Origin of the sequence: Halomonas fontilapidosi (genome assembly GCF_014192285.1) — a bacterium.
In the GTDB taxonomy this organism is placed as follows: Bacteria; Pseudomonadota; Gammaproteobacteria; order Pseudomonadales; family Halomonadaceae; genus Halomonas; species Halomonas fontilapidosi.
In genome coordinates this window covers 136,790-158,460 of sequence record NZ_JACHXQ010000005.1, presented here as the reverse complement: position 1 = coordinate 158,460, position 21,671 = coordinate 136,790, and the positions used below count along the sequence as shown (strand labels likewise).

Annotated in this window: 27 protein-coding genes; 23 read left to right on the top strand and 4 right to left on the bottom strand. The window is 67.1% G+C overall.

All coding sequences use genetic code 11. The features are described from left to right. Positions 1-9: 9 nt before the first annotated feature. The 10 genes from FHR95_RS09305 to rloA3 all read left to right on the top strand — a co-directional run bounded on the left by FHR95_RS09305 (position 10) and on the right by rloA3 (position 7,080). Entirely contained in the window at positions 10-357 is a 348-nt protein-coding gene (locus FHR95_RS09305) for a Na+/H+ antiporter subunit C (RefSeq protein WP_040185533.1), read from the top strand. Then, entirely contained in the window at positions 354-1,871 is a 1,518-nt protein-coding gene (locus tag FHR95_RS09300) for a Na+/H+ antiporter subunit D (RefSeq protein ID WP_183314198.1), read from the top strand. The genes FHR95_RS09305 and FHR95_RS09300 overlap by 4 nt, the downstream gene beginning before the upstream one ends. Next, entirely contained in the window at positions 1,868-2,341 is a 474-nt protein-coding gene (locus tag FHR95_RS09295; protein WP_040185537.1) for a Na+/H+ antiporter subunit E, read from the top strand. Before FHR95_RS09300 ends, FHR95_RS09295 begins: the two co-directional genes overlap by 4 nt. 17 nt (positions 2,342-2,358) lie before the next feature. Then, the gene (locus FHR95_RS09290) at positions 2,359-2,628 is read left to right on the top strand and encodes a monovalent cation/H+ antiporter complex subunit F (protein WP_183314197.1); all 270 of its coding nucleotides are present in this window, start codon (positions 2,359-2,361) and stop codon (positions 2,626-2,628) included. Continuing rightward, positions 2,621-3,025, top strand: coding sequence for a monovalent cation/H(+) antiporter subunit G (gene mnhG, locus FHR95_RS09285; RefSeq protein ID WP_040185538.1), 405 nt, complete (start codon positions 2,621-2,623; stop codon positions 3,023-3,025). Before FHR95_RS09290 ends, mnhG begins: the two co-directional genes overlap by 8 nt. 122 nt (positions 3,026-3,147) lie before the next feature. Beyond that, positions 3,148-3,315: a DUF2256 domain-containing protein gene (locus FHR95_RS17300; protein ID WP_221199277.1), complete on the top strand. Its 168-nt coding sequence runs from the start codon at positions 3,148-3,150 to the stop codon at positions 3,313-3,315. Beyond that, a complete protein-coding gene (locus tag FHR95_RS09275) occupies positions 3,312-4,688 on the top strand; it encodes a DASH family cryptochrome (protein ID WP_183314196.1) in 1,377 nt (458 codons plus the stop codon). The genes FHR95_RS17300 and FHR95_RS09275 overlap by 4 nt, the downstream gene beginning before the upstream one ends. A gap of 14 nt (positions 4,689-4,702) precedes the next feature. Next, on the top strand, positions 4,703-5,155 hold the full coding sequence (locus FHR95_RS09270) for a DUF3429 domain-containing protein (protein WP_040185542.1): 453 nt from the start codon (positions 4,703-4,705) through the stop codon (positions 5,153-5,155). A gap of 71 nt (positions 5,156-5,226) precedes the next feature. Further along, positions 5,227-6,495 carry a lytic murein transglycosylase gene (locus FHR95_RS09265; protein ID WP_183314195.1) on the top strand — a complete coding sequence of 423 codons (1,269 nt, stop codon included), beginning with the start codon at positions 5,227-5,229 and terminating at the stop codon, positions 6,493-6,495. Positions 6,496-6,528: 33 nt separating this feature from the next. After that, on the top strand, positions 6,529-7,080 hold the full coding sequence (gene rloA3, locus FHR95_RS09260) for a retropepsin-like aspartic peptidase RloA3 (protein WP_425485284.1): 552 nt from the start codon (positions 6,529-6,531) through the stop codon (positions 7,078-7,080). A gap of 15 nt (positions 7,081-7,095) precedes the next feature. On the opposite strand, the gene FHR95_RS09255 is transcribed toward rloA3, so the two are convergent. After that, positions 7,096-7,809: a 16S rRNA (uracil(1498)-N(3))-methyltransferase gene (locus FHR95_RS09255; RefSeq protein ID WP_183314194.1), complete on the bottom strand. Its 714-nt coding sequence runs from the start codon at positions 7,807-7,809 to the stop codon at positions 7,096-7,098. Positions 7,810-7,922: 113 nt separating this feature from the next. Between FHR95_RS09255 and phaR the strand changes: the two genes are divergently transcribed. From phaR to coq7, 6 genes are all read left to right on the top strand, one after another. Next, positions 7,923-8,387: a polyhydroxyalkanoate synthesis repressor PhaR gene (gene phaR / locus FHR95_RS09250; protein WP_040185552.1), complete on the top strand. Its 465-nt coding sequence runs from the start codon at positions 7,923-7,925 to the stop codon at positions 8,385-8,387. 69 nt (positions 8,388-8,456) lie between these two features. After that, positions 8,457-9,752: a phosphoribosylamine--glycine ligase gene (purD, locus tag FHR95_RS09245; RefSeq protein WP_183314193.1), complete on the top strand. Its 1,296-nt coding sequence runs from the start codon at positions 8,457-8,459 to the stop codon at positions 9,750-9,752. Between the two features lie 38 nt (positions 9,753-9,790). Beyond that, a complete protein-coding gene (locus FHR95_RS09240) occupies positions 9,791-10,225 on the top strand; it encodes an acyl-CoA thioesterase (RefSeq protein ID WP_183314192.1) in 435 nt (144 codons plus the stop codon). Continuing rightward, on the top strand, positions 10,225-11,097 hold the full coding sequence (locus FHR95_RS09235; RefSeq protein WP_040185556.1) for a phosphoribulokinase: 873 nt from the start codon (positions 10,225-10,227) through the stop codon (positions 11,095-11,097). The genes FHR95_RS09240 and FHR95_RS09235 overlap by 1 nt, the downstream gene beginning before the upstream one ends. Positions 11,098-11,127: 30 nt before the next feature. Beyond that, a complete protein-coding gene (locus FHR95_RS09230) occupies positions 11,128-11,469 on the top strand; it encodes a histidine triad nucleotide-binding protein (protein ID WP_040185558.1) in 342 nt (113 codons plus the stop codon). A gap of 73 nt (positions 11,470-11,542) precedes the next feature. Next, positions 11,543-12,187 (top strand): 2-polyprenyl-3-methyl-6-methoxy-1,4-benzoquinone monooxygenase, encoded by a 645-nt coding sequence (coq7, locus tag FHR95_RS09225; RefSeq protein ID WP_183314191.1) that lies wholly within the window; start codon positions 11,543-11,545, stop codon positions 12,185-12,187. A gap of 130 nt (positions 12,188-12,317) precedes the next feature. On the opposite strand, the gene FHR95_RS09220 is transcribed toward coq7, so the two are convergent. From FHR95_RS09220 to FHR95_RS09210, 3 genes are all read right to left on the bottom strand, one after another. Beyond that, positions 12,318-12,737, bottom strand: a complete 420-nt coding sequence (locus tag FHR95_RS09220; protein WP_040185561.1) for an OsmC family protein — start codon at positions 12,735-12,737, stop codon at positions 12,318-12,320. A gap of 218 nt (positions 12,738-12,955) precedes the next feature. Next, on the bottom strand, positions 12,956-13,618 hold the full coding sequence (murU, locus tag FHR95_RS09215) for an N-acetylmuramate alpha-1-phosphate uridylyltransferase MurU (protein ID WP_183314190.1): 663 nt from the start codon (positions 13,616-13,618) through the stop codon (positions 12,956-12,958). Next, a complete protein-coding gene (locus FHR95_RS09210) occupies positions 13,615-14,640 on the bottom strand; it encodes an aminoglycoside phosphotransferase family protein (protein ID WP_040185563.1) in 1,026 nt (341 codons plus the stop codon). Before FHR95_RS09210 ends, murU begins: the two co-directional genes overlap by 4 nt. A 163-nt stretch (positions 14,641-14,803) precedes the next feature. Here FHR95_RS09210 and FHR95_RS09205 point away from each other — a divergent pair, with 163 nt between their 5' ends. The 7 genes from FHR95_RS09205 (at position 14,804) to glpE (ending at position 21,670) form a co-directional block, all read left to right on the top strand. Continuing rightward, a complete protein-coding gene (locus FHR95_RS09205) occupies positions 14,804-17,254 on the top strand; it encodes an LPS-assembly protein LptD (protein ID WP_183314189.1) in 2,451 nt (816 codons plus the stop codon). A 32-nt stretch (positions 17,255-17,286) separates the two neighbouring features. Further along, positions 17,287-17,946, top strand: coding sequence for a SurA N-terminal domain-containing protein (locus tag FHR95_RS09200; RefSeq protein WP_183314188.1), 660 nt, complete (start codon positions 17,287-17,289; stop codon positions 17,944-17,946). Further along, positions 17,946-18,989, top strand: a complete 1,044-nt coding sequence (pdxA, locus tag FHR95_RS09195; RefSeq protein WP_183314187.1) for a 4-hydroxythreonine-4-phosphate dehydrogenase PdxA — start codon at positions 17,946-17,948, stop codon at positions 18,987-18,989. Before FHR95_RS09200 ends, pdxA begins: the two co-directional genes overlap by 1 nt. A 249-nt stretch (positions 18,990-19,238) precedes the next feature. Further along, complete coding sequence (gene rsmA / locus FHR95_RS09190) at positions 19,239-20,057, top strand: 16S rRNA (adenine(1518)-N(6)/adenine(1519)-N(6))-dimethyltransferase RsmA (protein ID WP_183314186.1); 819 nt, start codon at positions 19,239-19,241, stop codon at positions 20,055-20,057. Then, a complete protein-coding gene (gene apaG / locus FHR95_RS09185; protein ID WP_052448704.1) occupies positions 20,054-20,452 on the top strand; it encodes a Co2+/Mg2+ efflux protein ApaG in 399 nt (132 codons plus the stop codon). The genes rsmA and apaG overlap by 4 nt, the downstream gene beginning before the upstream one ends. A gap of 41 nt (positions 20,453-20,493) precedes the next feature. Next, entirely contained in the window at positions 20,494-21,318 is an 825-nt protein-coding gene (locus FHR95_RS09180; RefSeq protein WP_040185571.1) for a symmetrical bis(5'-nucleosyl)-tetraphosphatase, read from the top strand. A 28-nt stretch (positions 21,319-21,346) separates the two neighbouring features. After that, positions 21,347-21,670, top strand: coding sequence for a thiosulfate sulfurtransferase GlpE (gene glpE / locus FHR95_RS09175; RefSeq protein WP_183314185.1), 324 nt, complete (start codon positions 21,347-21,349; stop codon positions 21,668-21,670). Position 21,671 lies beyond the last annotated feature (1 nt).

Below are 21,671 nucleotides of genomic sequence, written 5' to 3'. Positions count from 1 at the left end.
GGAGGCTCCGTGGAACCCTTGATGGCCATCGTGATCGGCATCCTGTTCGCCGCCGCCATCTACATGATGCTGCGCCGCTCTATCGTCAAGCTGGTGATCGGGCTGATGCTGCTCTCCAATGCCGCCAACCTGCTGATCTTCGCCACGGCGGGCATGGTGCGCGGCGCCCCGCCGCTGGTGCCGCAGGGCCTGACGGCGCCCGAGGGCGCGGTGGCCGACCCGCTGCCCCAGGCGCTGGTGCTCACGGCCATCGTGATCGCCTTCGGTGTGCTGTCCTTCGCCGTGGTGCTGGTGCGTCGCGCCTGGGAAATCGTGCGAGCCGATGACCTGGACAAGATGAAGGATACCGACACGTGAACCCCCAGATCGGGCTGCCCATCCTTATCCCGCTGCTGGCGGGAGCCATCTCGCTGGTCTTCTGGCGTTCGCGGAGCATGCAGCGCTTCGTCGCCGTGGCCGGTACCGCCGGCCTGCTGCTGACCAGCCTGTGGCTGCTGGCCACGGTCAACCGCGACGGTATCCTGGTGCTGCACATGGGCGACTGGCCGGCGCCCTTCGGCATCAGCCTGGTGGCCGACCTGCTGGGCGCGATCATGGTCGTGCTCACCGGCATCATCGGCTTCGCCGTGGCACTCTTCTCGCTGGCCACCGTGGGCCGAGGTCACGAGGCCTATGGCTACTTTCCGCTGATGCACCTGCTACTGGCCGGCGTTGCCGGGGCCTTCCTCACCGGCGACATCTTCAACCTCTACGTCTGGTTCGAGGTGATGCTGGTGGCATCCTTCGCGTTGCTGATCCTGGGCAGCGAGAAGGCCCAGATGGAGGGTGCCATCAAGTACGTTACTCTCAACCTGGTCTCCTCGGTCATCTTCCTGGTTGCCGTGGGGCTGCTCTACGGCATGGTGGGCACGCTCAACATGGCCGACATCGCCCGTCGCCTGGCGACCCTGGAAGACAACGGCATGGTCGACGTGCTGGCGATGATGTTCATGGTCGCCTTCGGCATCAAGGCGGCGGCTTTCCCGCTGTTCTTCTGGCTGCCCGCCTCCTACCACACCCCGCCGGTGGCTGTCTCGGCACTGTTCGCTGGCCTGCTGACCAAGGTCGGCGTCTATGCGCTGTTTCGGGTCTTCACGCTGATCTTCAACCAGAGTCCGGGTTACACCCACGAGATCCTGCTGTGGGGCGCGGGGTTGACCATGCTCTGCGGTGTGCTGGGGGCGGCGGCGCAGTTCGAATTTCGGCGCATCCTGTCGTTTCACATCGTCAGCCAGATCGGCTACATGATCCTGGGGCTGGCGCTGTTCACGCCCCTGGCGATCATCGGCGGGGTCTTCTATATCATGCATCACATCATCGTGAAGACGAACCTCTTCCTGGTCAGCGGCATCGTGCACCGGCTGCGCGGCACCTACCAGCTGAAGTCGCTGGGGGGGTTCTATCGCAGCCACCCCTGGCTCGCCGTGCTGTTCCTGATCCCGGCGCTGTCACTGGCCGGCATGCCGCCCCTGTCCGGGTTCTTCGCCAAATTCATTGTGATCCGCGCCGGCATCGAGGCCGAGGCTTACGGGGTGACCTTCATTGCGCTGCTGGTGGGGTTGCTTACCCTCTATTCGATGATCAAGATCTGGGCCGAGGTGTTCTGGAAGTCGGTACCGCCCGAGGGCGATGTCGACCCCTATCCGGCGGTCGATCCGCGCGAGATGTGGCTGATGGCCGTGCCGGTGGCCGGCCTGGCGCTGTGCACCCTGTTCATTGGCCTCAATGCCGAGCCCCTCTACGCGCTGGCCGAGGCCTCGGCCGGCCAGCTGTTGGCGCCTGATCGCTATATCCAGGCCGTGCTCGACCATGGCAGGGAGGTCGCGCCATGATCGGGGCCGCCTGGAACCTGCTGCTGGGTTTCGCCTGGGTGGTACTCACCGGGGACTTCAGCGGCCGCAACCTGCTTGCCGGTCTGCTCTTCGGCTATCTGGCCTTGGCGCTGATCCAGCCCCAGGTGCCGGCACTGGCCGGTCATGCCCAGCGGCTTCCGCGCTTGATCCGTTTCGTCGGCTTCTTTATCAAGGAGCTGGTCATGGCCAACCTCAAGGTCTCCTACGACATCGTCACCCCGCCCTGGTACATGAAGCCGGGGGTGATCGCGATGCCCCTCAAGGCCAGCACCGAGTTCGAGATCGCCTTCGTCGCCAACCTGATCTCGCTGACGCCGGGCACCCTGAGCCTGGATGTCTCGGACGATCGGCGTGTGCTCTACATCCATGCCATGTTTCTGGATGACGAACCGGAACTTCGGCGCAGCCTGGCAGAACTGGAGCGCCGGGCCCTGGAGCTGTTCCATTAGCGTAAGGAGGTGACAGCGTGTCGATCGTGATCCTGCTGAGTCTGGCGTTGATGTCCCTGGCACTCTGCCTGGCCTTCGTGCGCCTGTTTCGCGGCCCTAGCCTGCCGGATCGGGTGGTGGCTCTGGAGCTCTTTTCGTCGATCCTCGTCGGCATCATCGGAGTTGTGGCCATCGCCACCGACGTGCCGAGTCTTCTCGATGTGGCCATCGTCATGGCGTTGATGGCGTTCATGGCGGCCATCGGTTTCGCTCGCTTCCTGGAGCGCGGGGGACCACGAGATGATTGAGCTGCTGAAAGAGGGGTTCATACTGGTCGGCGCGATCTTCATGCTCCTGGCGGCACTGGGGATCGTACGCTTGCCCGACCTGCTGACCCGCATGCACGCCACGACCAAGGCCGCGACCCTGGGCGCTACGCTGATCATGCTGGCGGTGGCCATCCATTTCGCTCAGGTGGCAGTGGTGGCGCGGGCCTTCGGCGTGATCCTCTTCATCATGATGACCGCCCCGGTGGCGGCGCATGTGATTGGCCGAGCCGGTTATTTCGTGGGTTCCAAGCTGTGGAGTGGCACGCTCAAGGACGAGCTGCGCCCCAACTACGATCCCTTGACCCATGAGCTGAAGAGTGGTCGCGAGACCGAGGCCAATGCTCGCCGTGAACCCCAGGAAACTGACCCCTCCTGACGCGTTGCGCCTGCCTGCTATTGAAGGCCGCCTGGTAGGCGGCCTTCTGCCGTGTGTGGGGCGGAAAACGGCGGGGCTTTAAGTTATACATATATTGTACGATAATCATGGTCTGTCCATGAATGTGGGGGTCTATCGTGCATCGCAAGCCTTACCTGCCCAGCAAGCTCTGCGGCCACTGTCGAAGATCCTTTGCCTGGCGACGCAAGTGGTCGCGCTGCTGGGAGGATGTGCGCTACTGCAGCGAGCGCTGCCGTCGCGAGGCGCGGCGCACGAGGGTCAGCTCATGAGCCGAGTGCTGGTGTGGCTGCGCAGTGATCTGCGACTGGCCGATAACCCCTTGTTTCATTTCCCGACGCCGCCCGAGTCATTGCTGTGTGTGTTCGTGCTGGACGACACTTGGCTGGACTCGCTACCAGGGCTCGATGCCCCGCGTATCGGGCCGGCTCGCCTGCAGTTTCTCTGGAAGAACCTTATCGAACTGCGGGGTGAGCTGCTCAAGCGGGGCAGTGACCTGCTGGTGCGCATCGGCAATCCCGTCGAGGCGATCGCCGAACTGGTCGAGGCTCACGCCATCGATGCCGTGAGGGTGCGCGCCGATGCCGGCTGGGAGGAGAGTCAGGCCAGCGTGACGCTTGCCGAGCGGATAGGTGGCCAACTGAGCATGGCGCCGCATGATAGCGGCATGCTGCTCGACGAGGCCTCTCTGCCCATGGCGGTGGAGGACATCCCTGCTAGCTTCTCGGCGTTTCGACGCAAGGTGGAGCGTCGCTGGGAGGTTCCTGCGGCGGCGCCGGCGCCGGTGACCCTGCCCGGCTGGCCGGCCAACGCGCCGCGAGGCTTCCCGTCGCTGGGCAAGGTCTGCGCCCGCGCGGCCGCCTGGGCGCCGGATGCCCGTGGCGGCTTTGCCTTTTCCGGCGGCGAGGCGGCCGCGCGGGCGCGGCTTGATCACTATCTGTGGGAGAGCGGCGCCGTGGCGCGCTATAAGCAGACCCGCAATGGTCTCGTCGGTGCCAACTTCTCCACGCGGCTCTCCCCCTGGCTGGCCCACGGCTGCCTGTCGGCGCGCCAGGTGCACGATGCGGTGCGCGCCTGGGAAGCCAGTCACGGGGCCAACGAATCGAGCTACTGGGTAATTTTCGAGCTGCTGTGGCGTGACTATTTCCACTGGGCGGCGCGGCAGGAGGGCGCTTCACTGTATGGCGAGCGCCAGCTGCCCGCCCCCAGTCCAGGCTTCCGTGCCTGGTGTGAGGGGTGTACCGGCGTGCCGTTCGTGGATGCCGCCATGCGCGAGCTATCCGCCACCGGATGGCTTTCCAATCGGGCGCGGCAGAACGTGGCCAGCTTCCTGGTCAATGAACTGGACGGCGACTGGCGGCTCGGCGCGGCCTGGTTCGAGCACTGCCTGCTCGACTACGACGTCGCCAGCAACTGGGGCAATTGGCGCTATGTCGCCGGGGTCGGACGCGACACCCGCGACCGCAGGTTCAATGTGCTCAAGCAGGCAGCGCATTATGACCCCGCCGGCGACTACGTGGCCCACTGGCAACCCGAGTTGGCCGAGTTGCCTCCCGGGCAAGCCCGGCACCAACCCTGGCGGGTGTCGCCGTCGCGCTTTGCCGCCCCGCTGGCGCCGTTATCGCTATTTGCCGACCCGGATTAAGGAGAGCCGCCCCGATGCCTACCGCCACGCCATTCCTGCCCTTGATGCTGGGCCTGGCAGGCCTGATTCCCTTCGTGGCCACCGCGACGGCCGCATGGTTGGCCCCGGTGGTATGGCAGGTCGTCGCCGTTGACGCCTTCCTGTACTACAGCGCGGTCATTCTGTCGTTTCTCGGCGGCGTGCAGTGGGGAGTGGCCATGTCGCAGCAGCCGGCGGGCAGCCCGGCCTTTCGGCTGCGTCTGCTGCTGAGCATGGCGCCGAGCCTGATCGCCTGGCCGGCGCTGCTGCTCCATCCGCTGACAGGCGCCTGGGTCCTGGCGGGCGGTTTCATCCTGGTGCGTCTTTACGAACTGACCCGCAGCAGCCGGGCGATACTGCCCGTGTGGTATCACACCCTGCGTATGCCGCTGACGCTGACCGTGCTGGCCTGCCACGGCCTGTTGATCGCGCGGCTCTGGGGCTACTGAAGCGGCTGGCCTGCTGGCCGGATCTGGGCGATGATCGAGCCGACCACGGAACTGTCCCTGCAGGAGCGACAATGAAACGGATGCTGACCACTCCCTTGCTGCTGGTGCTGCTGGCCGGCTGTCAAGCCACGCCTTCCAGCGAGGCCAGCGAGGCCGGGAAAGTCCCGAACGCTGCGACGACCGACGCCACGGCCGAGCAGCAGGCCGCCGAGCCGGCGGCCACGGTGGATTTCGACAGCTGGCTGGCCGGATTTCGCCGCGAGGCGCGGGCTGAGGGCATCGGCGAGGCGACCCTGTCGCGGGCCCTGGACGGCCTGCGCTATCGGCCGCGGGTGATCGAACTCGACCGTGCCCAGCCCGAGTTCGTGCGGCCGATCTGGGACTACCTGGACACCGCCGTGTCGGCGAGTCGGGTCACCAACGGACGGCAACGCCTGCACAATCACCGCGGCACGGCGCGCGAGATGGCGCAGCGCTACGGGGTGCCCGCCGAGGTGATCGTCGCCATCTGGGGCATCGAGAGCAACTATGGCAGCAACTTCGGTGACTTTTCGACCCTGGAGGCCCTGGCTACCCTGGCCTATGATGGCCGGCGCCGCGCCTTCGCTCGCGGCGAGCTGCTTGCGGCGCTGCGCATCCTGGAGGCCGGGGACATCTCGCCCGAGCGTATGCAGGGCTCCTGGGCCGGTGCCATGGGGCACACCCAGTTCATTCCCTCGAGCTTCGAGGCCTATGCCGTGGACGGTGACGGCGATGGGCGCCGTGACATCTGGGGCAGCATTCCCGACGTGATGGCCTCCACTGCCCACTACCTCGACCGGGCCGGCTGGCAGGCGGGGCAACCCTGGGGCGTGGAGGTTCGCCTCCCCGACGGTTTCGGCTACGCCGAGACCGAGCTTTCTATTCGACGCCCCAGTCGCGCCTGGGCCGAGCGGGGCGTGCGCAGCGTGGACGGGGAACCGCTGCCCGACCTCGCGGCCGCTTCGGTGATCGTGCCCGCTGGCGCCCAGGGCCCGGCCTTCCTGGTGGGCGCCAACTTCCGCGCCATCCTGCGCTACAACAATGCCACCAGTTACGCCTTGGCGGTGGGCACCCTGGCCGATGAGATCGCCGGTCGCGAGGGCGTGGTGCAGGGCTGGCCCCGGGGAGAGCAGCCGCTGAGCCGCCGCCAGGTACGTGAGATGCAGCAGCTGCTCAACCAGCGCGGCTTCGCGGTGGGGGCGCCGGATGGCATCATGGGTCCCAATACGCGCCGTGGCCTGCGTGAGTTCCAGGCCGCCATCGGGGCCACCCCGGATGGCTTCGCTACCCGCCACCTGCTCGAGCGCCTGAAGCGTTGAGCCCCGTCCCTTACCCCTGACCCGGAGACGTCCATGACCCCGATGCGTTATGCCCTTTCCCTGCTGGCTGCTCTGCTGCTGAGCGCCGCACCCCCGGCCATCGCCGCCGACGCGGACAGGGTCTTCGGCTGGGTAGAGAAGGCGACGCTGGAGCCCTGGGGCGTGGAGGTGAAGGCCAAGCTCGACAGCGGTGCCCTGACCTCATCGCTGGACGCCCGTGACATCGAGACCTTCGAGAAAAATGGCGAGGAGTGGGTGCGTTTTCGCCTCAGGCTCGAGGACGAGGCGAGCGGCGAGACCTTCACCGAGCGCATGGAACTGCCGCTCTACCGCGACCTTCGGGTGCGCGGCGCGGGCGGCATCGACGAGCGACCGGTGGTGCTGATGAAGGTCTGCCTGGGGGACACCGTCTACGAGGAGCAGTTCAGCCTGCGCGACCGCGAGGAGATGAACTACCCGCTGCTGCTTGGGCGCCGCTCCATCGGCCACCTGGGACTGCTCGACGTGCGCGATACCTTCCTCAACCGGCCCGATTGCGACGACGACGCCCCGCTCGTTGCCCACGACCCGGACGAGGACGACTAGCTCGACTCCCGGCGGTCAGAAGAGCCGGGCGAGCAGGGCCGTCACCGCGGTCTCCACGCGCAGGATGCGCGGGCCCAGGTGGATGCCCTCGCAGCCCGTTGCGAGCAGTCGTTCCACTTCCCAGGGAATGAAGCCCCCTTCCGGGCCTACCAGCAGCAGCACGGGCTCGTCGAGGTGGCGCGGGCAGTCGCCCGGCAAGCCGGGGTGGGCCACCAGACCGCGGCGCTTGGCCAGCAGGCTTGGCAGCCGCTCCTCGACGAAAGGGCGAAAGCCCTTGGCCAGCACCACCTCGGGCAGCCGGGTATCGCGGGCTTGCTCCAGGCCGAGCACCAGGTGGCGGTGGATCTTCTCCTCGCCGAGCTCCGGCGACTGCCAGTAGCTCTTCTCTACGCGGCGCGTGTTGAGCAGGGTGATGTGCTTCACACCGAGCGCGGTGACATGCTCCAGGGTGCGGGCAAGCATCCGCGGTCGGGGCAGGGCGAGCACCAGATGGACCGGCAGTGCCGGCGGCGGCGCCTGGTCCAGGCCGGCGACATTGAACAGGGCCTCGTCATCGCCCAGGGCCAGCAGTTCCCCGCGCCCTATCTTTCCCCCTTCGATGCCCAGCGTCAGCAGGTCGCCGGGGCTCGCCCGATGCACCTCGCGCAGGTGGGCCAGGCGTCGCGGATCACGGACCCGGGCGAGGCGGCCGTCCTCGATATCGTCGGGAGAGAGCAGGATCAGGTTCATGGGCCTCGTCGCGTTGGAGATTGAATGATGGCCATGCCTTGCATGGTGGGTGTCGCGGTGCACAATAGCCCTACTGGGGCAGCCGCCCCTTCGTAATAACAAGGAGCAGCGCCGTGCGCGTGATTCGCAAGTATGCCAACCGCAGGCTCTATGATACCGAACAGAGCCGCTATGTGACCCTCGAGGACCTGCGTGGCCTGATTATCGACGAGGTCCCGTTCCGGGTGGAGGATGCCAAGAGCGGCGAGGATCTGACGCGTACCATCCTGCTGTCGATCATCATCGAGCAGGAACAGGCCGATGGCGATGCGCAGGTCTTCTCCAACGACCTGCTCGCCCAGTTCATCCGTGTCTACGACATGGCTCAGCCCCTGCCCCTGTCCCGCTACCTGGAGCAGGGCACCAAGCTGATGCTCGAGCAGCAGCAGCGCATGCAGGACCAGTGGCAGCAGGCCATGCGCCACTCGCCCATGGAATTGATGCGCGAGCTGGCCGAGGAGAACATGAAGTTCTGGCAGAAGACCATCAACCAGGCCGGAAGCCCGGACGACGACGACAAGGGCAACGGCAAGCCGTAAGCGGCGTGCCGGGCGAGTTTCTGACATAATGCCGCGACGTTTCTTGCACGGTTTGAGGTAGCACAGCGGATGAAGGTCCTGATCATCGGCGGCGGTGGCCGCGAACACGCCCTGGCCTGGAAGGTCGCCCAGTCTCCACAGGTGGAGACCGTCTTCGTGGCGCCCGGCAATGCCGGCACGGCCCGCGAGCCGCGTCTCGAGAATGTGGCGATCGGCGTCTCGGACCTCTCGGATCTGGTGGCCTTCGCCCGGGACCAGGCGGTGGCGCTGACCATCGTCGGCCCCGAGGCGCCGCTGGTCGAGGGCGTGGTCGACCGCTTCCGCGAGGCGGGCCTGACGATCTTCGGGCCGACGGCCGGCGCAGCGCAGCTCGAGGGCTCCAAGGCCTTCTCCAAGGACTTCCTGGCGCGTCATGCGATCCCCACCGCCGACTACCGCAGCTTCACTGACGTGGCGCCAGCGCTCGCGTACCTCGAGGAGAAGGGCGCGCCGATTGTCATCAAGGCCGACGGCCTGGCCGCCGGCAAGGGCGTGATCGTGGCCGAGACGCTCGCAGAAGCCGAGGTGGCGGTGCGCGACATGCTCGAGGCCAACGCCTTCGGCGATGCCGGGGCGCGGGTAGTGATCGAGGAGTTTCTCGAGGGCGAGGAAGCGAGCTTCATCGTCATGGTCGACGGCGAGACGATCCTGCCCATGGCCACCAGCCAGGACCATAAGCGCGCGGGCGATGGCGACAGCGGCCCCAATACCGGCGGTATGGGCGCCTACTCCCCGGCACCGGTGGTCACCGACGCGGTCTTCGAGCGCATCATGGCGAGGGTCATCCGGCCCACCGTACGTGGTATGGCCGAGGAGGGGCATCCCTACACCGGCTTTCTCTACGCCGGCCTGATGATCGATGCCGAGGACAACCCCAGGGTGATCGAGTTCAACTGCCGCTTTGGTGACCCCGAGACCCAGCCGATCATGCTGCGACTGCGCTCCGACCTCGCCGAGCTGTGCCTGGCCGGGGCGCGCGGCGAGCTCGCCGATCACGCCTGCGACTGGGACCCCCGTGCCGCAGTGGGGGTGGTGCTGGCCGCCGGCGGCTATCCGGGCAGCTACCGCAAGGGGGATGCCATCGCGGGGCTGGAGGCCGCCGAGACCACCGGCTGCAAGGTCTTCCATGCCGGCACCGCCGAGGATGCGCAGGGCCGGGTGGTCACCGCCGGGGGGCGGGTGCTGTGCGTCACCGCCCTGGGTGACGGTGTCGGGGCGGCTCGCGACCTGGCCTACCGCGGCGTCGCCGAGATCGCCTGGCCTGACATGCTCTTCCGCCGCGACATCGCCCACCGGGCCATCGCCCGGGAGCGCCACGACGCCTGACGGCGTGCGATCCCGACACAACAAGAGCAGGAGCGAGGATGGAGCGTGTCAGACTGAGCTTTCCCGCAGAGGATGTGTTGCACCGTCATCCGCTGACGGTGCGCATCACCGACATGAACTATGGCCGCCACCTGGGCCACGATGCGCTGGTGTCGCTGCTGCATGAGGCGCGCGTGGCGGCCCTGGCGTCGCGGAATCTCCATGAGTGGGATCTGGGCGGCTACCCCTGCGTGGCGGCGGACCTGGCCGTGCAGTACCAGGCCGAATCGCGCTGGCCCGATGCCCTGGTGGTGGAGACGGCCGTCCCGGCGCCGGGACGCAAGGCGATCGGTGTCTATCATCGCATCCTGCGCGAGGCCGATGGTGCGACGGTGGCCACGGCCCGTATCAACCTGATGCTGGTCGATCCGGAAAATGGTAGGCCGGTGGTGATCCCGGCTGCCGTGCGGGATGCGCTGGCGGGAGCGAACTGATGTCGCGGGAGTATCCGATCATTGCCTTGACTGGCTCCTCAGGGGCCGGGACGACCACGGTAAAGCGTACCTTCGAGCGGATGTTTGCGCGGGAGGCGGTGCATGCCGCCTTCGTCGATGGCGATGCCTTCCATCGCTATACCCGCCAGGAGTTGGCACGCCTGGTCCTCGATGAGCCCGAGCGCAAGGACGAGCTCTCCCACTTCGCCGTGGAGGCCAACCTGCTCGACCGGCTCGAGGCGCTGTTCCAGGAGTACGGCGAACACGGCAATGGCACCTACCGCCACTATATCCACGCCGAAGACAAGCAGATGATCGAGGCCGGCTATCAGGTGGGCACCTTCACCGAATGGCAGCCATTGCCCTGTGGCACGGACCTGCTGTTCTACGAGGGACTGCACGGCGGGTTGGTCACCGCCGAACTCGACATCGCCCGCCACGTCGATCTGCTGGTGGGCGTGGCGCCGACCATGAATCTGGAGTGGATCCAGAAGATCGACCGCGACATGCGCCACCGCGGCTACGCCCAGGAGGCGGTGATCGACACCATCCTGGGGCGCATGGACGACTATGTGCGCTACATCCAGCCGCAGTTTTCGCGCACCCATATCAACTTTCAGCGGGTGCCCACGGTGGATACCTCCAACCCCTTCGAGGTGCAGGACATCCCCACCGACGCCGAGTCCTTCGTGGTGATCCGCTTCCGCGACCCGGCCACGGTGGACTTCCCCTATCTGCTGGCGATGATCCAGGATGCCTTCATGAGCCGACCGCATACCCTGGTGGTACCGGGCTCGCGGCTGTCGCTGGCCATGGAGCTGATCCTGGGGCCACTGGTCCGCCATCTGCTCGCCCAGCGGCGCTTTCGCTGACTCGAGACCCGACCGAAAGGAGTGACACTCATGGATTGCCTGTTCTGCAAGATCATCGAACGCGAGATTCCCGCCGAGATCGTCTTTGAAGACGACGAGGTGCTGGCCTTCAACGACATCAATCCTCAGGCGCCCACCCATATCGTGATCGTGCCCAAGCAGCATATCGCGACGCTCAACGATATCGAGGAGCGCGATCTGGCGCTGATCGGCCGGCTGCAGTACACCGCGGCGGCGCTGGCGGCGGAGAAGGGCTTCGCCGAGGAGGGCTACCGGGTGGTCATGAACTGCAACGAGCAGGGTGGCCAGACCGTCTATCATATCCACATGCACCTGATGGGCGGTCGTCGCTTCATCTGGCCGGCCGGCTAGCCGACAGGCTCACGGATGGCGCTTGCGCCGACCGTGAGCCAGACGCTTCAGGTGCCATCCCGAGAGACCCATCATGACGCGCTCGCTTTCCCGCACAGACAACCTGATTCACCAGTTCGATACCGTGTTGAGGACCCTGGTGCCCCATGCGGCAGAGCCATCACGCCCTTCGCCGGCGACCGATGCGATCCGCGACGAAGAGCTGAGCGAGGAGGAGCGGCGGCACGCCGCCGGGCTGATGCGCATCAACCATACCGGTGAGGTGTGTGCCCAGGCCCTCTACCAGGGCCAGGGGCTGACCGCCACGCTGCCGGAGGTGCGCGACCAGATGGAGCAGGCCGCTCAGGAGGAGATCGACCACCTGGCCTGGTGCGATGCCCGACTGCAGGAGCTGCATGACCGCCCGAGTCTGCTCAACCCGCTGTTCTACGTCGCTTCCTTCGGCCTCGGGGCCACGGCGGGTGCCGTCGGTGACCGGATCAGTCTGGGCTTTGTGGCCGCCACCGAAGAGCAGGTGGGTCACCACCTCGAGAATCACCTGGTCAAGCTGCCCCCGGGGGACCAGCGCTCCCGAGCGGTGCTGCGCCAGATGGCCGTCGACGAGGCCCACCATGCGCAATTGGCCATCGAAGCCGGGGGCGCCCGCTTTCCCGCCCCGGTCAAGCTTGGCATGAAGCTGATGTCAAAGGTGATGACCAAGAGCGTCTATCGTCTCTGAGCGACCCTGTGAAATCCGCGGCTGATCTGGCGACAGGCCTACGAGGGGGCGCTGTGAACCCATCCCTGGCATAGGACCCCCTCTACGGCCTGTCCCCAGCGCCGCTTGCGGTTGACGTCGTCTTCCGGCGCTACTCCTCGACGATGGTAAAGGAGTGGGTGATCTCGACCCCGCCCTTGACCAGCATGATCGAGGCGCTGCAGTACTTCTCGGCCGAGAGCTCCACGGCACGTGCCACCTGCTTCTCCTTCAACCCCTTGCCGCTGACGGTGAAGTGGACGTGAATCTTGGTGAACACGCTGGGGACCTCGTCGGCGCGCTCGGCTTCGAGGCTGGCCACGCAGTCGGTGACGTCGGCGCGGGCCTTCTCGAGAATATTGAGGACATCGAAGGAGGTGCAGGCGCCCATGCCCATCAGCAGCATCTCCATGGGCCGCGAGCCGGTGTTGCGGCCGCCGTGGTCGGGCGGACCATCGATAACGACGCTGTGGCCGCTGCCGCTCTCGGCGACGAATTGACGACCGTCGGTCCATTTCACGCTGGCTTTCATACGTCAGGCATCCTTAACTTGGCTATTCGGCAGCCTGCTCGGGGCCTTCCCGTCGACAAGCCTGCGAGGAGGCGCTGTGAATACATCCTTGTACGCTACCGACGCCATCCATGGCGTAGGACCTCCTCTACGGCTTGTCCCCGGCGCCCCTCGCTCGGCAGGCTGATGTGAGGGTAATCAGGCAAAGGCGGTCAGCATAGCAGCTACGGCTGCTGTGCTCAGCCCCGCAGGCGGCGGTCGAGGTCGTCCAGACGCTCGGGCGTGCCCACATCGACCCAGGCGCCACGGTGGCGGTGGCCGCCGACGCGGCCTTCGGCCATGGCGCGCCGCAGCAGCGGGGCCAGGGCGAAGGCGCCGGGTGGCTCGTCCGCTACCAGTGCCGGGTCGAGCAGGCTGATGCCGGCGAAGGTCAGGCGCGGCTCGCCCTCGGCGTGCACTCGGCCAGCGGCATCCAGGTGGAAGTCGCCCTGCGGATGGTGGTCGGGGTTGTCCACCAGCACCAGCCGGGCCAGATCGTCGCCCAGGGCGGGCAGGCCGGCCGGGTCCAGATCGCACCAGACATCGCCGTTGACCAGCAGGAAGGGGGCTTCGCCGAGCAGAGGCAGTGCCTGACGGATACCGCCGCCGGTCTCCAGCGGCGTCGTCTCGCGGCTCCAGGCGATATGTACGCCGAAGTCGCGGCCGTCGCCCAGCGCCGCGACGAGCTGCTCGGCGCGGTAGCTGACGTTGATCACCACATCAATGATGCCGCCCGCCAGCAGGCGCTCCAGGTGGTGGACGATCAGCGGCTTGCCGCCGGCCTCGAGCAGCGGCTTGGGGCAGTGGTCGGTGAGCGGGCGCATGCGGGTGCCGAGCCCCGCAGCGAGAATCATCGCCCTCATGCGCCAGCCCCCAATCGCGCCGCCAGCGCCGGGCGGAAGGTGTCGGTGAGCCAGGTGCGAAGGCTCGTGTGGCCGGGCAGGTCGGCGAGGCTGTCCTCCAGATGGCCCAGGAAGTGCGGCAGCCGCTCGAGATAGCCCTCGCGGGCGTCGCGCAGGGTCAACCGGCAGAAGATGCCCAGCACCTTGAGGGCACGCTGGGCGGCCATGGCCTGCGCCTGACGATGGAAGGTCAAGGGGTCGACGCTGGCAGGCAGTCGCTCGTCAGCAATGGCGCGCTCCCGGAAGGCCTCCACCCAGGCGGCGAAACGCGCCGGAGGAAAACGGCAATAGCGGCCGCGCAGCAGCGAGATCAGGTCGTAGCTGAGCGGTCCGGCCACGGCATCCTGAAAGTCGATCAGGTGCAGGGCCTCATCCTGCACCATCAGGTTCATGGCATCGAAGTCGCGATGCACCGCCACCACCGGCTGGGCAATGGCCTCGGCGATCAGCGATTCGCGCAGCGCCTCCCACCCCGGCGGGACAGCCATGCCCAGCCACTCTCCCAGACACCAGACGGGGAAGAGGTCGAGCTCGCGGCCGAGCGTGGCGGCGTCATAGGCGGGCAGTCCCTCGACAGGGGCACGGTTCTGCAGCGTATGGATCAGCTCCAGGGCGCGTTCGTGCCAGGCCAGGGTGGCAGGCGCGTCGTCGCCCTGGAAGCACGCCTGCAGCGGCGTGTCGCCCAGGTCATCGAGTTCGATGAAGCCCTCCGCGAGGTCGACGTTGTGCAGGTTCGGCACCGGTAGATCGGCCGAGCGCCACTGCTCGGCGATGGCCACGAAGGGGTGGCTATCTTCGCGCTCAGGCGGCGCATCCATCAGCATGCGGGTGGTGCCGTCGGGTAACTGCAGGCGAAAGTAGCGTCGAAAGCTGGCATCGCCGGCTGCCAGGCGCATCGCGATCGCGGATACCGGCAGCGCGTGGCGACGGGCAGCCCACTGGCGCAGGCGTTCCGATCGCGTGGGGTCGTGGGCCTCTGGCATCGGTGTCTCGCTCCTTGGGTGTGAAGGCGGGCAGTTGACGCCCCCCTGGAGGCCCCGCATGCTGAGTCCCGACAGCGTCGGCGATGGCAGGGCCCATGCCGGCAGGACAGGCCGGGCGCGGCCTGTATAATACCGATTCACCCCGCCAAGGACATCGTGGAGCATGGGCAAGCGACTCTCGTGGACATGGACGGCCCTGGCTGGCCTGGCTTCCGCCGGCCTGACAACGGGCCCCCTGATGGCGGCGCCGCCCGAGCCATTGCCGGCCGACCAGCTCGACTGGCAGCCCTGGGGGGATGCGCGCCCGGCCGACGCGCTGTGTCGCGGCCGCTACGTGATGCCGGATTACCGGCTGCCGGCGCCGCGCGGTGATAAGGTGGCCAGCGTGTCGGATATCGCCGATTACGGCGAAGAGGGCGAGACGACCCTCGGTGGCGAGGTGCTGCTGCGCCGCGGCGATGCGCAGCTCGAGGCACCTCGTGTGCGCGTGCCGGGCAGTCGCGAGACCGCCTATGCCGAGGGCCCCCTGGCGCTGCGCGATAGCGGCCTGCTGGTGCGCGGCGAGTCCGCCGAGCTGTCGCTGAACAGCGATGCCGCCAGCATCGACAGCGCCCACTACGTGGCCCATGAGCAGCGCCTGCGCGGCGATGCGGTGCGCCTGGCACGCCTCGAGGATGGCCGCTATCGCCTCAGCGAAGCAAGCTTCACCACCTGCGAGCCGGGCAGCGATTTCTGGCGGTTGGTTGGCCATGACATCCTGCTCGACCGCGAACAGGGTGTAGGCATTGCGACCCATGCCCGGCTGGAGCTGGGCAAGGTGCCGGTCTTCTACTGGCCCTGGGTGCGCTTTCCCCTCGATGAACGCCGCCAGACCGGCTTTTTGTGGCCGACGCTGGGGCTCTCGAGCGACTCGCTGGACTATGCCCAGCCCTTCTACTGGAACATCGCCCCGAATCACGATGCCACACTTACGCCGCGCTCGATCAGCGATCGCGGTCTGCTGTTGGGGGGTGAGTACCGCTATCTGTTCGAGCAGGACGCGGGACAGGTCGAGGGCGCCTACATCGTCGATGATCGTAAGGCAGGCGACGACGCCTCCGATGCCTCCGTCCTGGAGAACGGCGATGCCCGCTGGTATCTCGACTATCGCCACGCGGGCCGCGTCGATGCCCGCACCCGCTATCAGCTACGTTACGGCGCGGCCAGCGACGGGCGCTACTTCGACGACTTCGGGCGAGGCTTCAGCGAGGGGGAGAGCGATATCGGTAGCATGCCGCGGCTCGCTCAGATCGACCAGCGTGGCGACGTCTGGCAGCTGCAGGCCAAGGCTCAGGGCTACCAGAAGCTCGACGACCCCTTGCGCGAGCGTGACAAGCCCTTCTATCGTCTGCCCAGCCTGACCGCCAACGCCCGCTGGGCCCAAGGCGGTGGCCTGTACCAGCAGTGGCGTTCTAATGTCACTCATTTCTGGCGTGATGTGGACGAAACGCGGGTGCCCCTCCAAGAGGCGGCCAACGGGACTCGGCTGCACCTCTCGCCGGCCATCGGCTGGCGCCTCGACGAGAGCTGGGGCTACCTCGAACCGCGGCTCGCGTGGCTCGCCACCGCCTATCAACTCGACTACGGTAAGCGCGATACCCAGCGTGACGAGAGCCTCACCCGCAGCGTGCCGGTGAGCACCCTTGACGCCGGTCTGGTGTTCGAACGGGAACTGGAGCTTGGCGGGCGTGGCTATCGCCAGACCCTGGAGCCGCGCGTCAACTATGCGTATGTGCCCGCGCGCGACCAAGCCGACTTCCCGGACTTCGATACCGCCGAACAGGCCTTCTCGTGGCATCAGCTGTGGTCGCCTTACCGCTTCTCCGGAAGCGACCGGGTGGGCGACCTCAACCGTCTCTCGCTAGGCCTGGACTCGCGCCTGCTGGCCGACGAAACCGGACGCGAACGGCTCTCGGTCGGGCTGGGACAGGCCTACTACCTTGAGGATCGCCGCATTGATATGGGGGGCGACCCGGATACGCTGCCGGATCCCGACACGCGTCCGGTGGATTACTATCGGGCAACCCGCGATCGCTCGCCGCTGGTCACGCGCGCCGACTGGCGCCTCAACGACCACTGGCGCTCGCGCTGGCAGTGGCTCTATGACGATCATCGAGAGCAGACCGAAAGCACCTCGCTGGCTCTGCAGTATCGTGCCGATGCCGGCCATGTACTGAACTTCGGCTATCGCTGGCAACTCGAAGGCTTCGACCCGTCCCAGGAGGACGAGGACGTGGTCAGCTATAACCGGGAGGAGTTCGATCTCTCGTTCGCCTGGAAGGCCAGCCGCCACGTGGACCTGATCGGCCGGCTGCTCTATGACAACACCAACGACCGTGCCCTGGAGCAGTTGGCAGGCGTTCAGTGGAACGACTGCTGCTACGGCCTTCAGCTGGTGTGGCGCGAGTGGATCGATGATAGCGATACGGCGAACACCATCGAGGACGACCTCACCGACCGGGGGGTCTTCCTACGCTTCGTGTTCAAGGGGCTGGGCGGCGTCGGCGGTGAGGCCGATCGCTACTTCGAGGAGGCGATCCCGGGATATCGGGCCACTGCCCTTGGCCGGCCGTGAGACATTCGACAACGACGAGAGGAAAGAGAGACATGCGCAGTCGATATATCGCCACCCTGGCGCTGGCCTTGAGCCTGGCCGTTCTGCCCCTGTCGGGGTTGGCGCAGGAAGCCGGTTCCTCGGATTCCCAGCCGCTGGGTCGCCAAGGGCTGGATCGTATCGTGGCGGTGGTCAACGATGGCGCCATCATGCAGAGCGAACTCGAGGCGCGCGTCGAGCAGACACGCAGTCAGCTCGCCCGCCAGGAACAGGGGATGCCGCCCGACGCGGTGCTACGCCAGCAGGTGCTGGACCGCATGATCGTCGAAGAGATCCAACTGCAGATGGCGAGAGATGCCAACCTGAGCGTCGACGACACCGAACTCAACAGCCAGGTGCGCGCCATCGCCGAGAGCAATGGCATGACGCTGGATCAGTTCGCCGATGCCCTCGAGGCTGACGGCCTCTCGCTCGCCGTGGTTCGCGACCAGGTTCGTCGCGAACTGATGATGCGCCAGTTGCAGCAGCGTCAGGTCGCCAGCCGCGTCAACATCTCCGAACGCGAGGTGGACCGTTTCGTGGAGCAGCAGGGCACCAGTCGCGAACAGGCCCGTCAGGCTCTATTCCAGCGCAAGGTCAATGCCGAGATGGAGGAGTGGATCCAGGAGATTCGCAGCCGGGCCTTCGTCGACAACCGTCTCGCGGACTCTTGATGGCGACAGGCGAGAGACCCGTGTTGGCCCTGACCTGTGGCGAGCCAGCAGGCATCGGGCCCGATCTTGCGGTGATGCTGGCGGCCGGCGGAGTGCCCCCCGCTCGAGTCGTGGCAGTGGGCGACCCTGTCCTGCTGGCCGAGCGTGCCACGCTGCTCGGCCTGGGGGTGGAAATCCACACGCTCGCCCCTGGCGAGTCACCGCCGCTGCCGCGTCGTGGTGTGTTGCCGGTGTGGCCCGTGGCGCTGCGGTCCGCCGCGCATCCAGGTTGCCTCGATGTCGCCAATGCCGATCATGTGCTCGAGACCCTGGACGTGGCGATTGACGCCTGTCAGCGCGGCCGGGCCGACGGCATGGTCACCGCCCCGCTGCACAAGGGGGTGATTCTTGATGCCGGCCACGTTGGCTTCACCGGGCATACCGAGTACCTGCGAGATGCCTGCGGGGTGCAGGAGGTGGTGATGATGCTCGCCACCGACAGCGCGCTGCATGCCCGCGAGGCAGGGTGGCCGGGCGAAACGGCGCTGAGGGTGGCATTGGCCACTACCCACCTGCCGCTGCGCGAGGTGGCCGATGCCATCACCGCGCCCCGGCTCGAACGTCTGCTGCGCATCCTTCACGCCGACCTGCAGCGCTGGTTCGGCGTATCGGCGCCGCGTATTGCCGTCTGCGGACTCAATCCCCACGCCGGCGAGGGCGGCCACCTGGGCCGCGAGGAACTGGACGTGATCATCCCAGCCCTGGAGGGCCTGCGGGCCGAAGGGCTGGCCCTTGACGGCCCCCTGCCCGCCGATACGTTGTTTACCCCGCGTCACCTCGAGGGCGTCGATGCGGTGCTGGCCATGTACCATGACCAAGGGCTACCGGTGCTGAAGTATGCCGGCTTCGGCCGCGCCGCCAACATCACCCTGGGGCTACCGCTGGTACGCACCTCGGTGGACCACGGCACGGCTCTCGACCTGGCCGGCACGGGGCGTGCCGACCTCGGTAGCCTGCGGGTCGCGGTGGCCCTGGCCGCCGAGATGGCAGGCCGCGGGGTATAGCCGATCTGGAAGAGCGTCGGGGACAGGCTGAAGAGCAGGTCCTACGCCATGGGTGAGGAGCACTGCTCCGAACGGGCTGGCCATGGATGGCCAGCACCGGACCTGCAAGCGGCGCAGGATGCGAGAGCGCCGCAGGGCGTCGGTAGCGTACAGGGATGACTTCACAGCGCCTGCTCGTAAGTCTGTCGCCGGGAAAGCTCCGTGCACGGAAAATTGCTCAAGACTCTAGCGATAGAAGGACACCCCTGAATGGCATCCCGCCCACCGGTTCACCAGGCCCGCAAACGCTTCGGCCAGAACTTTCTGCGCGACCCCGGCGTCATCTCGCGCATCGTGCGTGCCATCGGGCCCCGTCCCGGCGAGCGGCTGGTCGAGATCGGCCCCGGCCAAGGGGCCCTGACCGAACCGCTGCTCGAGGCGGCCGGCGGCCATCTGGAAGTAATCGAGCTCGACCGTGACCTGATCCCCGGCCTGCGCGTGCAATTCTTCGACAAGCCCGGCTTCGTCATCCACGAAGGCGATGCCCTGAAGGTGGACTTCCGGGCCCTGAAAGGCGATGGCGCGGCACTGCGGGTGGTGGGCAACCTGCCCTATAATATCTCCACGCCGCTGATCGCCCACCTGCTGGAAGCCGGCGATGCCGTGGCCGACATGCACTTCATGCTGCAGAAGGAGGTCGTCGAGCGCCTGGCCGCGGCCCCGGGCGGTCCCGACTGGGGGCGGCTCTCGGTGATGGCCCAGTACCATTGTCGGGTCGATGCGCTGTTCACCGTGCCGCCCGAAGCCTTCGTGCCGCGCCCCAAGGTGGAGTCGGCGATCGTGCGTCTCACTCCCCATCTGGCCTTGCCGTACCCGGCACGTGACGAGAAGCTGCTCTTCGCCCTGGTGCGCGAGGCCTTTGGCCAGCGGCGCAAGACGCTACGCAACAACCTCAAGGGCCGCATCGACGCCGAGACCCTCGAGTCACTGGAGATCGATCCGGGGCGGCGCCCCCAGACGCTCAGCGTCGCGGAGTTCGTGCGTATCGCCAACCACCTGGCCGAGGCCGGACAAGGAGAGCTCTCATGACCCTGACCACCCCGGAAGCACTCGACCATGCCGTCCGCGTCGATGTGGCACCGGATTTCCGCCTCGATGAATCCTCGCCCGACGAGCAACGCTTCGTCTTCAGCTACACCGTCACGGTGCATAACACCTCCGCGCACAGCGTGCAGCTGCTCGCGCGCTACTGGAAGATCACCCAGGGCAGCGGCAAGGTGCAGGAAGTGCGCGGCAAGGGCGTGGTGGGTCAGCAACCGCTGATCGGCCCCGGCCAGACCTTTCGCTATACCAGTCGGGCGATCCTCGATGGCCCGGTGGGGGTGATGGAGGGCGCCTATACCTGCGTCGACACCGCCAGCCAGCGCCCCTTCGAGGTGGCCATCGCGCCCTTCCGGCTGGCCGGGCCCAATCAGGTGCACTGAGCCACCCAGCCGACACCATCTCATCGATTCAGGGAGCCGCGATGTCCACCTATGCCATCGGCGATCTGCAGGGCTGTCACGACGAGTTCGTCGCCCTGCTCGAGCAACTCGACTTCGACCCGCGTCACGACCACCTCTGGCTGGCCGGCGACCTGGTCAACCGTGGCCCGGCCTCGCTGGCCTGCCTGCGCGAGGTCATGGCGCTGGGCGAGGCCGCCACCACCGTGCTCGGCAACCACGACCTGCACCTGCTGGCAGTGGCCCGCGGCGGGGCCCGGGAGAACCGCAAGGATACCCTCTCGGCGATCCTCGCCGCCCCGGATCGCGAGCGCCTGCTCGACTGGCTGCAGTCGCGCCCGCTGCTGATGCGCCGGCGCGCCGGAGAGCAGGACGATACCGTCATGACCCATGCCGGTCTGCTGCCGCACTGGTCGGTCGAGCAGGCTGCTGGTTTGGCCGCCGAGGCCGAGTCGCGTCTCGAGAGCGAACGGGCCGGGGCCTTCCTCGAGCAGATGTACGGCAACGCACCGGCCTGCTGGCGCGACGACCTCGACGGCATCGACCGCCTGCGGGTGATCGTCAATGTCTTCACGCGCATGCGCTTCATCGATGCTGCCGGCTGTCTCGATTTTGCCGCCAAGGAAGGATTGGAAAGCGGGCCGGCGGGGTTTGCTCCGTGGTTTCAGTTTCCTCGCGACGACGACCCCTGGCTGCTGTTCGGTCATTGGGCCGCCCTGCAGGGCGAGACGCCGGCGCGCCGGGTACGCGCCGAGGCGCTGGATACCGGCTGCGTCTGGGGTAACCGCCTGACCGCTCTGGACCTCGAGAGCGGCAAACGCATCAGCGTGCCGAGTCGCCAGCGCTGAGATCTCCTTTCCCTGCCACGAGGCTGCCATGACGACGTTTCAGCATCTTGATATTCCCACTCTGGCGGATTGGCTCGACGCGCGACATGCGCTGGCGCTGGTCGACATCCGCGATCCGCACAGCTTCGAGCACGGCCATATCCCCGGCAGCCGCCGCCTGGACAACGACACGGTGGGCGCCTTCATCGACGAGGCGCCGCGCGAGCTGCCTCTGGTGGTGGTCTGCTACCACGGCCACTCCAGCCAGCAGGCGGCGGCCTGGCTGGCCGGTCAGGGCTTCGCCGAGGTCTACAGCCTGGATGGCGGCTTCACCGACTGGCAACTTCGCCACCCCGATCGTGTGGAGCGCTGAA